The organism is Chryseobacterium sediminis, assembly GCF_008386505.1.
Classification (GTDB): Bacteria; Bacteroidota; Bacteroidia; order Flavobacteriales; family Weeksellaceae; genus Chryseobacterium; species Chryseobacterium sediminis.
On sequence record NZ_VUNZ01000001.1, the window covers coordinates 2083496 to 2097785 of the forward strand.

The 14290-nt window shown below is 34.3% G+C and carries 13 protein-coding genes; 5 read left to right on the top strand and 8 right to left on the bottom strand.

Annotated elements, in window-relative coordinates; all coding sequences use genetic code 11:
- Positions 1–36: 36 nt before the first annotated feature.
- The 8 genes from rpoN to FW780_RS09490 all read right to left on the bottom strand — a co-directional run bounded on the left by rpoN (position 37) and on the right by FW780_RS09490 (position 8639).
- Positions 37–1500 (bottom strand): RNA polymerase factor sigma-54, encoded by a 1464-nt coding sequence (gene rpoN, locus FW780_RS09460; RefSeq protein ID WP_149833354.1) that lies wholly within the window; start codon positions 1498–1500, stop codon positions 37–39.
- A 160-nt stretch (positions 1501–1660) separates the two neighbouring features.
- Positions 1661–3109, bottom strand: coding sequence for an asparagine--tRNA ligase (gene asnS / locus FW780_RS09465; RefSeq protein WP_149833355.1), 1449 nt, complete (start codon positions 3107–3109; stop codon positions 1661–1663).
- Between the two features lie 104 nt (positions 3110–3213).
- The gene (locus FW780_RS22380; RefSeq protein WP_167510668.1) at positions 3214–3390 is read right to left on the bottom strand and encodes a hypothetical protein; all 177 of its coding nucleotides are present in this window, start codon (positions 3388–3390) and stop codon (positions 3214–3216) included.
- Between the two features lie 482 nt (positions 3391–3872).
- Positions 3873–5615, bottom strand: a complete 1743-nt coding sequence (locus tag FW780_RS09470) for an AraC family transcriptional regulator (RefSeq protein WP_149833356.1) — start codon at positions 5613–5615, stop codon at positions 3873–3875.
- A gap of 153 nt (positions 5616–5768) precedes the next feature.
- A complete protein-coding gene (locus tag FW780_RS09475; protein WP_149833357.1) occupies positions 5769–6410 on the bottom strand; it encodes a hypothetical protein in 642 nt (213 codons plus the stop codon).
- A 25-nt stretch (positions 6411–6435) separates the two neighbouring features.
- Positions 6436–7509: a fatty acid desaturase family protein gene (locus FW780_RS09480; protein ID WP_167510669.1), complete on the bottom strand. Its 1074-nt coding sequence runs from the start codon at positions 7507–7509 to the stop codon at positions 6436–6438.
- Between the two features lie 18 nt (positions 7510–7527).
- Positions 7528–7992: a hypothetical protein gene (locus FW780_RS09485; protein ID WP_149833359.1), complete on the bottom strand. Its 465-nt coding sequence runs from the start codon at positions 7990–7992 to the stop codon at positions 7528–7530.
- On the bottom strand, positions 7989–8639 hold the full coding sequence (locus FW780_RS09490; RefSeq protein WP_149833360.1) for an LA_2272 family surface repeat-containing protein: 651 nt from the start codon (positions 8637–8639) through the stop codon (positions 7989–7991). Before FW780_RS09490 ends, FW780_RS09485 begins: the two co-directional genes overlap by 4 nt.
- Positions 8640–8744: 105 nt before the next feature.
- Between FW780_RS09490 and FW780_RS09495 the strand changes: the two genes are divergently transcribed.
- The 5 genes from FW780_RS09495 (at position 8745) to FW780_RS09515 (ending at position 14281) form a co-directional block, all read left to right on the top strand.
- Complete coding sequence (locus FW780_RS09495) at positions 8745–9674, top strand: helix-turn-helix domain-containing protein (RefSeq protein WP_149833361.1); 930 nt, start codon at positions 8745–8747, stop codon at positions 9672–9674.
- Positions 9671–10477, top strand: coding sequence for a helix-turn-helix transcriptional regulator (locus FW780_RS09500; protein WP_149833362.1), 807 nt, complete (start codon positions 9671–9673; stop codon positions 10475–10477). The genes FW780_RS09495 and FW780_RS09500 overlap by 4 nt, the downstream gene beginning before the upstream one ends.
- A 131-nt stretch (positions 10478–10608) precedes the next feature.
- Positions 10609–11448, top strand: coding sequence for an SDR family NAD(P)-dependent oxidoreductase (locus FW780_RS09505; RefSeq protein WP_149833363.1), 840 nt, complete (start codon positions 10609–10611; stop codon positions 11446–11448).
- 158 nt (positions 11449–11606) lie between these two features.
- Positions 11607–12521 carry a helix-turn-helix domain-containing protein gene (locus FW780_RS09510; RefSeq protein WP_149833364.1) on the top strand — a complete coding sequence of 305 codons (915 nt, stop codon included), beginning with the start codon at positions 11607–11609 and terminating at the stop codon, positions 12519–12521.
- An 89-nt stretch (positions 12522–12610) separates the two neighbouring features.
- Positions 12611–14281 (top strand): serine hydrolase domain-containing protein, encoded by a 1671-nt coding sequence (locus FW780_RS09515; RefSeq protein WP_149833365.1) that lies wholly within the window; start codon positions 12611–12613, stop codon positions 14279–14281.
- The last annotated feature ends 9 nt before the right edge of the window (positions 14282–14290 follow it).

Genomic DNA, 14290 nt, shown 5'->3' on the forward strand with positions numbered 1-14290 from the left:
AAAAAGCATTTCAAATTGAAATGCTTTTTTATATTTTTAAAGTTCTTTTCTTAATCTTGCGACAGGAATATTAAGCTGTTCACGATATTTTGCAATCGTTCTTCTGGCAATATTATATCCTTGTTCTTTTAGAATTACCACTAATGCATCATCTGTAAGTGGCTTTCTTTTATTTTCTTTGTTGATTACTTCCTGAAGATGGGTTTTGATCTCTTTGGTAGAAACTTCTTCTCCGTCATCATTCGTTAAGCTGTCTGAAAACAGGTCTTTAAGATATACAATACCATTAGGGGTATCTGCATACTTACTTTTTACCACTCTTGAAATGGTTGAAATATCAAATCCTGTAATATCTGCAACATCCTTTAAGATCATTGGTTTCAGAGATTTTTCGTCTCCGGTAATGAAATAATCCTTCTGGAATTTTACAATCGCCGTAATCGTCTGTAATAGGGTATTCTGACGCTGATTAATAGCATCAATATACCATTTTGCGGCATCCAGTTTCTGCTTGATAAATAATGCTGCCTGTTTATGTTCCGATGAATTTTTATCATGGGAATAGGTAGTCAGAATATCTTTATATTCTTCAGAAACTCTTAAAGTAGGTGCATTTTTGCTGTTAAGCATAGGAATCACTAATCCGTCTTTTACCTGAATCACAAAATCCGGAATAATTTCCTGATTAATTGTAATGGTTTGTGTATCGAAGTTTCCTCCTACTTTCGGGGATAATTTTGAAATTTCTTCCAGTGCGTCTTTCAGATCTTCTTCTTCAATATCATATTTCTGAATGATCTTGTTATAGTGCTTATTCGTCAGGGCTTCAAACTGATGTCTCAAAATATTGGCAGCTAAAGAAACCGCTTTATCTGAGCTTACTTTCTTTTCAATTTGCAGCAATAAACATTCCTGCAGTCCTCTTGCTCCTACTCCAGGCGGATCCAGTTTCTGAACATAATTTTCAAGAATATCCTCCACTCTTTCTTTAGTGGTATAAATTCCTTGTGAGAAGGCCAGATCATCAACAATAGACTTAATTTCTCTTCTAAGATATCCGTCTGTATCTAAGTTCCCGATAAGATATTCTGCAATTTTCAGATCTTCATCACTGATATTAACAAGATGAATCTGTTCTGTAAGATAGTCGTATAAGGACTGTCCCTCCGTGAGAAGACTTTCGTTATCAAATTCTTCATCATCCGGAGAATAGTTGCTGGATGCGGTTTTATAGCTTGGTTCATCGTCATAGATATATTCATTGACGTCGAAATCTGTTTCAATGCTTTCCGTACCCTCATCCTTATAAGCGTCTTCCAGGGAAGAATATTCATCTTCCTTAGAATCATCTTTCGCAATTTCCAAAGCCGGGTTTTCTTCTAACTCTCTCTCTAGCTCCTCTTCAAATTCAAGAGTATGAAGTTGAATAAGCTTCATCAACTGGATTTGCTGAGGGGCCAGCTTTTGTCCTAATTTGAGTTGTAAGTGTTGTTTAAGCATATTCTTATTTGCGTTTTAACATAACATATTCTACGAATTTAATAAATTTATTTGACAAAAAACGTATTTAGCATGATTTTTGCAGTACACATCCCATCTTAATAAACTATTGAAAAATAAAAAAAGCCTTAACTTGTGATTAAGGCTTTTTTTTATTGTTCTAGAATTCAGCGCTTTTCGGCGTTCTTGGGAAAGGAATTACATCTCTGATATTCGTCATTCCGGTTACGAAAAGAACTAATCTTTCCAATCCTAAACCAAAGCCGGCATGCGGCACAGAACCAAATTTTCTGGTATCAAGATACCACCAAAGTTCGTGTTCATCTACATGCATATCTGCCATTTTCTGTTTTAAAACATCCAATCTTGCTTCTCTTTCAGATCCACCGATGATCTCACCAATACCAGGGAAAAGAACATCCATAGCGGCAACGGTTTTGTTGTCATCGTTCAGTTTCATATAGAAAGCTTTGATTTCTTTCGGATAGTCAAATAATACTACCGGGCTTTCAAAATGTTTTTCAACAAGATATCTTTCATGCTCAGACTGAAGGTCTGTTCCCCATTTTTCAACCGGGTAAGCAAATTTTCCTTTTTTGTTTTCTTTTGAGTTCAATAGGATTTCTATTGCTTCTGTATAGCTTACACGCTTGAAACGCTTAGCCACTACATTCTGAAGTTTTTCGATAAGACCTTCTTTTGCTCTTTCTTTTTCCGGTTTTGTTTTCTGTTCTTCTGCAAAACGGTTATCTAAGAACTCAAGATCATCTTTACAGTTATCCAATACATACTGGATCACATATTTTAAGAAATCTTCCGCAAGGTCGATATTGTCTTCAAGGTTGTTGAATGCCACTTCCGGCTCAATCATCCAGAACTCCGCAAGGTGTCTTGTTGTGTTGGAATTTTCAGCACGGAAAGTAGGTCCGAATGTATAGATTCTTCCTAATCCCATGGCGGCAGTTTCTCCTTCAAGCTGTCCTGAAACGGTAAGGTTTGTTTTTTTACCGAAGAAATCCTGTGCAAAATCAATCTCTCCTTCTTCAGTTCTCGGCATATTGTTCAGGTCGAAGTTTGTTACCCCGAACATTTCTCCTGCTCCTTCTGCATCTGCTCCGGTAATAACCGGTGTGTTGATATAGAAGAACTGGTTTTGGTTAAAGAATGAGTGAACCGCAAAACTAACTGCATGACGTACTCTGAACACCGCTCCAAAAAGGTTTGTTCTGAATCTTAAGTGTGCCTGCTCACGAAGCTTTTCAAGGCTGTGTTTTTTAGGCTGAAGAATTGTACTCTGAAGTTCTTCTGTAAAGTTATCTCCTAAAACAATAATTTTTTTAGCGATAATTTCCACAGACTGTCCTGCTCCCTGGCTTTCCACTACTTCACCTACTACTTTCAGGGAAGAAGCGGTACTGATATTCTTGATGATTGCTTCATCAAAATTTTCGAAATCAACAACTATCTGCAAATTATTAATCGTAGAACCATCATTAAGCGCAATAAAGCGATTTGCACGGAATGATCTTACCCATCCGTAAACTGTAATGTCATGATGTAATACTTTCTTGTAATCCTTTAGGACTTCTTTGATCGTTTGCTTTTTCATTTGTTGATGATAAATTTTTTATATAAAAATTAATGTCTGCAAAGTTACAAAAAAACAGCGCAACTTGATGATTGCGCCGTCTTTAAAAATCATTTAACAAGTATTTAAACTTTCAGTTCAGGAAATTTACCTTTTTTCTGCTGCAGACTCTTCTTCATTTTCAGGTTACATTTCCACTCAATATTGTCCTGAACTTCAATAAAATCCGCATTGACCCGGAGTGAACACACTACACTATCACTTTTAGAAAGAATAAATTTTACTTTATTCTGAGTTTTCATGGAATTAGTTTTAATTTATTGAAATGGTTATTAGTTTTTAAATAATAATTTCATGGTAAACTACAGGTCATGAATCCATCTATTAAACTATACTATACTTTTAAACACTGTGGATGGATTCTGCGAATTTGTCTTACTTATTTATGATTTTTTTAATGATACACCACTCATTTACATCTCTAACTTCTGAATAATTATGTCATACTTATGTTTCTTTTTTCCTGGTCATATTTTCTCACTTTTACCAGTTTCATTAATAATTTTGTTATCCAGCTCCTAACCCTGATCTTTTAATTAGCAGGTAGTCCGAAACTGTTATTCTGTACTGTACACATACAAAATAAATGGTTGTGTTTTTACCTGAAGCAAAGATGCAGGAAGTGAAATAATGACACAAGTGAATGGTTTATAGATTCATAAATTTATATACCTAAAATCATGAATCTATAAACATTAATTAAATGAATACCAGAAAATTAAACCTAATTTGAAGACATGTTTTCGATTTCTTTCAGATAGATAGAAAGAGGAGTTCCGGTTCGTTTTTTGAAGGCTAAAGTGAAAGCCTGTTCGTTATTATATCCTAATTCTTCTGCAATAAAAGGAATTTTATAGGACCTGAATTTTTTGTCATTGGCCAATCTGCTGATGGCATAATCAATACGGAGATCATTAAGATATGTTGCAAAATTTTTCCCTTTGTAGGTATTGATAATTTCTGACAAATATTTTGAGTTTGTTTTTATTTTTTTGGCAAGACTTCCCAAAGTAATTCCTTTATTTAAAAACTGGTCTTTGCTTTCAAAAATGTCAAGTTCTTTTAAAATGGTCTGGGCAATATCTTCAGAAATTGTTCTGGGTGTTCTTTCCTCAGAATTTTCCGTATTTTCTACAGGAAGCATCTCAGATTGAATTTCTTTTCCTGTTTCCTGATCTCTATTTTTTCCTACCCTATTTTCATTAACAGACTGAATAAGATCCTGAGCTATCTTTTTATAGTTCTTTTCGGATTTTTTGTATTTAAAATAGACGTTGATAAACAGGAGATGTGATATTAATAAAAGACTGAGTACAATATAAAACAGACTCTTTCTTTTGGTAAGCTCATTGGTAATGTCTTCTTTCTCCTGCTGCAGTTCCGGAGTATCATACCTTCTGGGAAGCTCTCTGGAAATGTATCTGAACTGAGTATCTAAAACCTTATCAACTTTAAAAAACCGATCCACATAATACAGCTGTTTTTCTTTATCATCGTTTTCTTTATAATAATCAATCAGGTAAGTATATACCTCCCTCAGCTCCGGATAGATATAATTTGTTTTAAGAACCAGAGAATCAATCTTCCGGAAAAAACCTACTGCTTTTTCTTTTTCCTGAAGCCCGGCATAGGATTTTCCCAGATATAAAAGAGTATAATTATGATTTCTTTTGCTGCCATTATTATTGGTAAAAAAATATTTTTCACACTCCAATAAACCATCGATAGCTTTCTGATAATTTTTGGAATGCAGGTAATAATATCCCAGCAGTCCAAGATTCTGATGATAACGGTAAATATCTTTATTTTTCTTAGAATCCTGTAAACCTTCCTGTATCAATGCATAGGCAGAATCCATTTTATTGATCTCTATATAAGCATCAGCCAGATTCAGTTTGAGAGAATTTTTCTCATCTTTATTCATATAATCGGCATCATAAGCATAGTGCCTCAGTACTTTTGCAGTCTCTGCATGTTTCCCGATATAATTGTTGAGATAGGCAATACTGATGTGGGCCATGGCAATCTGCCTTTTATTTCCTTTTTCTTTTGCATATTTCAGTCCCAAAATATAATTATTCAATGCAGACTGGAGATTATCATTTCTAAAATAAAGATTTCCTTTTAAAAGATAAATTCTGGCCGGATAGGTATTTTCTTTAGAATTTTTGGTAATATGCTGTAAGCTGTCAAGATATTTTAAAGCATTAGGTAAGTTCTCTTCAAAATGAAGCATAACATATCCTTCAGCAATCTGAGTTGTATTTTTTTCAGATTTTGCCTTTTTAAGATAAGAGTCTGCAATACTTTTACTGTTTCCTTCTTCTATACGGCTGCCATAGAATTCTTTTTCCAATTCTTCATAAGTACGGTGTTCCGGGATATTTTTTTCTATATTATGGGTTTGTGCATGAAAGAACACGCTCCCGATAATCAAAAACAGTAATAAAAGTTTTATTTTCATCATTCATCCTAGCTATATTACAAAAATATTATTTTTCTTCACTAGATACACTACTACTTTTGCTTTTTCTGAGTATTAGTCAATATTATCATTAAAATTTATATGGATAAATCTATAAAAAGAGAGTAAAACCTCAAGATTATACTCTCTTTAAAATCATTTCCATTCTACTTTTCCTTCAAGATAATATACTCTTCCGTTATTCTCGTAAAGAAGATCATATCCCTGAGATGTCAGATAAAAATGACAGACTTTCATCTCTCCGTTTCTGTCTTTAAACTGAATAATAGCAGGACACATTTTCGCGCGGTCCATTTTTTTCACGATCAGGTCAAAATTTTTCTGGATATTTTTTTTGCTGTAGAGAGACAGCATCCGGTCATCAATAAAGCGGATATATTTCAGAGATGAAAGAGGATAAGTAATTTGTGTAAAGGTTTCCCCCGCGAGCTTAGCAGCATTTTCGTTAAAAAAATTCGTGATTGAAAGACTATCCTGTGTAATTTTTTTCACCACACTGGATTCATATCTTTTCCCATCCGTAAATTCCATACTGTAGATGGCTTCCATTTTGATGGCAAAACCTTTCCCTGATTTTTTTAATTCTTTAAGATCTGTAAATTCTTTCCCTTTCTTGATCACAATCAAAACGTTTCCTTCTCCAAAATCGCAGTCATAATATTTTTTATAGTCAAAAGACTCTTCTTTATTAATATTCAAAGTATCATTACTGGTATTTTGTGAAAAAACACGGGTGGATAACATCAGTAAAAATAATATCAGTTTATAATTTTTCATGATTTAATAATTTAAAGGTTCAACATCATTTGCTTAATTTTTTGAGATACTGATAGTGTGAAACCACGGCATCCACAATACTTTTCTCATGGTATGGAAAGTTGTTTCTGAGCGCTGCTTTTTTGATAACCGGAGTAATAATTGTATAAACAGTATGTGGTAGGCCTGGAAAAAGATGATGAGCTGCATGGGAATTAAATCCTCCAAAAATCCAGTTCGCCAATCTGCTGGTTGGATGATAATCAAGAGATACAGCTAATTGATGTTCATAATAATCATAAGGAAGATAACCTTCATCATCGGCTTTTGGAAAATCTGTTTCAAGACTCAGGTGGGAAATAATCAAAGTCAGTACAAAGAATAACGAAATGGTCACATGCATAATAATGAACGAGAAGAGAATCGTCATCACCGGAATGGAAGTAAAAAAAACGGGTAAAACCAGCATATAGATGAAGTAAGCTAATTTTAAAAGAACAACTTCCGCTACAGACATAAATGAATGAGTCTGATTTCTAAGGTTAGCCAATTCTTTTTTCCTGACATAAATAAAATCTTTAATCATAATCCAATGTAAAGTGTAAAAACAATACAGCAGAGTAGCATACAAATGTTGGTAAGCATGTATTTTTCTTTTGGGATGATGTGCAGACAACCGTAAAAAAACATTATCATCAATATCCGCATCACAGCCATCCACATTAGGAAACACATGATGAGAGGCAATATGTCTTTTTCTCCACAATCTTGCATTCACTCCCTGCAGGTTAAATGTGATATAATAAATAATCTGATTCACTTTTTTATACCTGGAAAATGTATTGTGTACACAGTCATGAGCACAATTAAAAGCCAATAATATTCCTGTAAGTCCCAAGGCAATATAATTTAATGCCACCGCCCAATTCTTATCTTCCATATGAGGATTAAAAAGATTGGCATAAAACAGCAGAAAGCTCAAAGCATAGCACATAAATTTCGTAATCATTAATCTGCCGGCCTTTTTTGTCACTTCATCCGTCAGCAATATTTTCACCTCTTCACGCAATTCCGAATAAAAGGGAGAGGCTATTTTTTTGAATCTTATTTCTGGTTTCATAATCATTGTGTTTATCATTTAAAAGACGAGATTAATTCCCATACCATAGCGGAATCCTTTAATGGGAAAAGGCTTATAGGTATTATATTCAAAGTTGTACCCAAATTCTGCACAAAAGAAATGGTAAAAATTGATCCCGGCTTTAGGCGAAACCGCATAAGGTGAAACTCCCACACCAGCATATAAGGCTGATACTTCTACCCCATCCTCAAAGGAAACAACTTTTCTGAAATAATCAAACTCAGGAATGACCAGTAGCTTTCTTTCATCCCACCAGTTAAAGTGACCTCTTAAGCTGTAGTAATTTTTATCACCATCAGTAAGTTTTGTTCCTATTGACAGAAAGGCTTTATTATCTAACGAAGTCCCTTCAATTCTTGTACTGAGAAGAATGACCAGCCATTTTTTCTCTTTGATTTCTTCAAATTGAGCTTTCAGAAAGCCACAAAGAAATATTCCTGTGATTAGAATAAGCTTTTTCATAACATCTTATTTGTTTTCTGTTTCTTGAAATTCCCGTTGATAAGAGGCAGCTTTCTCCTTCCGTTTTCATTCCAACCACCGATTTGTATTCCTCGGAAATCACTGCATTTATTATACAATCCTATCTGTATTCCTCTGCATTTTTGGCCAACATTAGCCAATGGTGCTACAGAAATACCTTTCATTTCATGATGCAGATTAAAAAATGGAGAAACAGACATTCCGTTAGTCACCGCATACGTATTGATATTACTCGAAACATTAATCTCCAGACCATTGGTGACGGTAGGTTCCATATTGATCAGAGACAATTGAAGTCCATTGATTTTATTCATCTTTTCACGAGGAACTATTACATAATCATCATCAAGACTCCAGCTGCCTGGTGACTGGAACGTAAAAAGCATAAGCGGTGGAAGAAAGACCCCTATAATATTGAACCCCAGCCCTAATCCATTTACTTTTTTAGGCTTAAAATGATCTTCCTCATCATAGTATTTAAATAAAATTCCGTTGACATTTCTGACATTCTTTGAAGGAGAAGCCGCAATCAGTCTCGGTTTTAAAGAATCTACTTTTAAGCTGTCTGATGCATAGACCAGACTATTGAATAAAAGAACTGCTATTAATAAAATTCGTGTTTTCATAACTCATTATTTTAAAATTACATTTCAAAATTATCAGCAGAAAGCACAGTTCTGAATGTGAAAAAAAATTAAAAAAAATACTACATTTGTGAAAATCACAAAACTATGCACCAGGAAGCTCTATTGAAGGAAATCCGAAGAAAAATCGGAGAAAGATCTTTAAATGATGAGATTGCCAACATTTTGAATATCAGTTATGATGCGGCGCACAGAAGAACTTCTTTGAAAGCCAAGTTCAGCTTTGAAGAAGCGCTGGAGCTTGCCAAATACTATCAGATTTCATTGGATCAGTTTCTGGGTACAGAAAACCAGCTTGTTGTCAAAAGAACACAACCTGTAAAAACCACCGAAGATCTATTAAATTATTTTGAAAACTCTTTGAAAATTTTGAATGTTTTCCAGAATATTACAAATTCCAAAGTATTTTATTCCGCAAAAGACATCCCGTTTTTTTATACTATTTCAGATTCAATATTATCCCGTTTCAAGTTTTATGTCTGGATGAACTTACTAAATCAGGACAAATTTCTAAGCCCTTTTCATGAGTTTAATATGGAATATCATTCTGTAAAAAATGAAATGCTGAAAGATCTTTATGACAAACAAAATGTAACCGAAATCTGGAATGACACTACGATTATGAGTGCCTTAAGACAAATCTCGTTCTATTATGAGATGGGATTATTAAAGAAAAAAGATGTGGATCTTATCCTTGATGACCTGAAAAAATTACTGGAAGGTCTCGAAATAAAAACACTGGAAAAAACTAATTTCCAGATATATGTCAATGATTTAGTAATTTTAAACAACAGTATTTTATTTAAAAATGAGCAGCAATGTTCTTTTTTTGTTCCTTTCAGTATGTTTGGATATATGATGACCAATGATAAAATCACGTGTGAAGATTCTCTGAGCTATTTTGAGCATCAGATCAAGAACTCGAGATCACTGAACGAATCCGGAAACCGGGAAAGGAAAATGTTTTTTAATAAAATGTATGAACAGATTGACCGATTAAAACAGAATTTATCATGAATACTCTTCGTAAAGGCGAATATTTTGGAGAAACCAATCAATTGGTCAATTTAGAAGGATTGACTATCACTGATACGGAGTATACTCACCCTTACGTGGACTGGCATTATCATGAAAATGCTTATTTTACTTTTCTTCTTCAGGGCAATATGACAGAAGGAAACAGAAAAGAGACGTATGGCTGTTCTGCAGGAACGTTATTGTACCATCATTGGGAAGATCCGCATTACAATATTAAACCGGAAATTTTTACCAGAGGCTTCCACCTTGAACTTTCGCAAAGCTGGTTTGACCGTTTTGATATTCAGAAAAATAAAGTAGAAGGCAGTTTTAATATCAAAGATCCTGCTTTAAAATTACTGGTTTATCAGATGTTCAAAGAAACCAAAACCAATGATTTATCTTTTGAACTGGCTGTCAATCAGTTATTATTGCATCTTTTCAGTCAATTAACCCACCAGAAGGAAAGTGCTGATAGAAAACCAGTTTGGGTAGGCCAGATCAATGAAATTTTACATGAAAGCTTTACAGAAAGCCTGAATCTTACCGAACTTTCTAAAACACTGAACATTCACCCTATACATTTAAGCAGGGACTTCCATAAATACTTTCATTGCAACCTGGGCGAATACCTCAGGAAATTAAAGATTAATAAATCAATGGAACTTCTCAATTCCCCTTTTTCACTAACGGATATTGCTTTGGAGTGCGGTTTTGCAGATCAGAGTCATTTTACCCGATGTTTCAAAGAAAATATAGGAATTACGCCATTGAAATACAGAAACCTTCTGAAAATTCATTAAAATTTATCTGTATTTACATGATATAAAATCACCATTCACGATTTGGATACATCATTCCCCGATTTGGATACATTTTCCCTTCTGTAACTTTTCATCTTTGTACCATCATTTAAACAAAAAAATATTTAAAAATGGAAACAAAAAAAGTATGGTTCGTGACAGGAGCTTCAAAGGGCTTAGGATTCGAGTTGGTAAAAAAATTATTATCCGAAGGATTTCAGGTTGCTGCAACAAGCCGTACCGTTGAATCCCTGATCTCCACTATCGGAGAAACTTCTGAAAACTTCCTTCCGCTTAGCGTCAACATCACAAACAATAATGATATAAAATCTGCCATTGCAAAAACGGTTGAGCATTTCGGAAAAATTGATGTGGTTGTCAATAATGCAGGCTATGGACAAATCGGAACTCTGGAAGAGCTTACCGATGAAGAAGCCAGAGAAAATTATGCAGTGAACGTTTTCGGAACCTTAAATGTGATCAGAAATGCCATGCCTTATCTTCGTGAGCAAAGATCAGGAAACATCTTCAATATTTCTTCTGTTGGCGGATATTCTGCTAATTTTCCGGGATGGGGAATTTACTGTTCAACAAAATTTGCTGTTGCCGGATTTACTGAAGCTTTGGCTGAAGAAGTAAAAGATTTCGGAATCCATGCTACCGTTGTGTATCCCGGATATTTCCGTACAGATTTTTTAACTAAAGATTCTGTGAAAACACCTGCCAATCCTATTCAGGCGTATGAAGCGGCAAGAAATTCTGAACAGGCCCATCTTAATGACATCAACGGAAATCAGCCTAATGATCCGGAAAAGGCAGCTGATGTACTGATTCAGATCAGTAAAGAGAAAAATCCGCCTGTACATTTATTATTGGGTGTAGGAACTCTGGAGTTTCTGAATAATAAGATTGATATCTTAAAGAAAGATGCTGAGAAATGGGAAAACCTTACTGTTTCTACTGCGATTTAATTTGATACTATCCTTCCACTCCGCTCAGGATGATTCTAATACTTACTATTTTAATCGGATGAATTAAATATAAAACTTTAGAAGTCAGCCTGACCGGAGTTGAGGGTTTTATGATATCATGCATTACACTTTTTACAAAAACACTTAACTTCGCTATTATGAAACAGCCTGTTCGTTTTAATTCTATTTCAGATTTTCATGCTTTCTGTAGTCTTCCGAATCCTGAGCATCCGCTGATCAGTTTGATAGATTACAGCAAAGTCCGTTATGTAGTGGATGATAATGAACTGAAGTGGATTCAGAATTTTTATTCAATTGGTCTTAAAAAAAATGTCAGCCCAAAGTTCAACTATGGGCAGCAACAGTATGATTTTAATTCAGGAGTGCTGTGTTTTGTTTCACCCCAGCAATATTTAAGTCTTGAAATCAATCCTGATGTTGAAGTGGAACCTACCGGATTTCTATTGTTGATACACCCCGATTTTCTGTGGAATACTTCACTAACAAAAAAAATAAAGTCTTATGATTTTTTCAGTTATCAGGTAAAAGAAGCTCTTTTTCTTTCCAATAAAGAAGAAAAAATCCTTATTGATATTCTTAAAAATATTGAGCGTGAATATCTTACAAATACTGATAAATTTACACAGGAGCTGATTATTTCACAGATTGAATTATTACTGATTTATTCTGAACGTTTTTATGAGCGGCAGTTTTTCACCAGAAAAAAATCAAGTCATGAATTGCTGTATAAGTTTGAAGACATTCTTTCCCAATATTTTGAAGACGGAAATCTTCTTGAAAATGGCATTCCATCCGTGAAATGTATTGCTGAACAGATGAATATTTCACCTAATTATCTCGGAACCCTACTCCGCTTACATACACAGCAAAATACCCAACAGCATATTCAGAATAAATTGATTGATTCTGCCAAAGAACGTTTGAGTACCACCAATTTATCTGTAAGTGAAATTGCTTATGAATTGGGATTTGAACATCCACAGTCTTTCAGTAAGCTCTTTAAACAAAAAACCAATCAATCTCCAGGAGAATTTAGAAAACTGTTCAATTAGAATAGATCGCAAATAATAAAACAGCAATGTTAATTTCATTCTATTTTACCATGAAGAAGTTTGTTACTTTTGTTTAAATACTTCTTGTAATGAAACCTATTCTATTATTGATCTTTATTTTTACATTTTACCTTTATCACGGACAAAATAAAAATATAGTCAACTCTGAAAAAATTGAAAATCCAATTCAAAAAAATAATATCGGAAAAATTATTTTCCTTAATAAATCCATTGCTCTTGGAAGCCTGAAAGATTCGGACTTTCTCAGCTCTTCTCTCTTTCAGGAAAATGGAGATCTTAGTATTCATGCTTTTTTTGACAACTCTCTTGTCAACTATCTGCATCAGCTTGAACCCAATTGGACAGTTGATGAACTGCTCAAAAAAGGAAATTATCAATTCTCATTTTATGTAGACGGAAATCTGATCTATAAAGAAAATCTCAATACGGGTGCAGGTACAGCAGAAAATAAAAAAATCAAAACTGCATTGCAAATTCCTCTTCTCAGCAGTAAAAATGAAGATTCATGGGGAAGATATTTATGGATGCGTTTCTATATGGCTCATAACGGAATTGATGCTCTTACGGAAGGGAATCATATTTTAGCCATTGAAATACGCCCGTATCTCAATGATTCAACAATCAAGACAGGACCTGTTATTGCAAAAGGGCAGATCAATCTCAATGTTCCTTCCCAACATATTCCTGAGCAGAAAATTGCTATTCAACCCATTCAATCCAACAGCGGATGGAAGGTTTCTCAGGAAAAATTCAACACAGAAACTATCAGAAGCCTGAATAAAAAAATTGCAGAAAACAGGTTTAAAAATATAACCGGAATTGTCATTATAAAAGACGGAAAACTGCTTCTGGAAGAATATTTCAACGGATCCGGAAGAGATTCTTTGCAGGATACCCGCTCTGTAGGTAAATCATTTTCCTCAGCATTAACAGGAATTGCTGTCAAAGAAGGATATTTAAAAAGCGAAAATCAATACCTGAAAGATTTTTATGACCTGAAACAGTTTAAAAACTATTCTTCCCAAAAAGACAACGTTACTATAAAAAGCTTATTGACAATGAGTTCGGGATTTGAAGGAAACGATGAAAACTCTGAATCTGCGGGAAATGAAGAAAATATGTATCCTACCGAAAATTGGGTGAATTTCACATTAGATCTGCCAATGACAGAGAATACAATAGGAAAAAACTGGAGTTACTTTACTGCCGGAGTTGTTGTGACCGGAGATATTCTGGATAAAACTGTTCCGCAAGGCTTAAAAAACTATGCTGACAAAAAGTTATTTCAACCCCTTGGAATCACAAATTATAAATGGCAGTTTACACCGCAGCAAAAACCTTCTCTGGCGGGAGGACTACGTATGAAAGCTCTTGATTTTGCAAAATTCGGGCAGCTGTACAGCAACAATGGAATTTGGAATGGAAAAACTATTTTGACTCAAGATTGGATTAAGAAATCTTTCACCAATTATTTCACGGATAATCCTGATTTTGAAGGGTATGGATATTTATTCTGGAGAAAAGTTTACACGGTAGGAAACAATAGTTATGAAGCTTTTCAGTCCAGCGGAAATGGGGGAAACAAAATTATTATCTTCACTAAAATACCGGTTGTCATGGTAATTACCGCACAAGCTTACAATAAACCTTACGCCCACTCACAAGTCGAAAAAATGGTACAGGAATATCTTTTACCCGCCCTGATGATAAGTGGTAAAATGAGTAATGAAAATCAGTAATGAGTAATT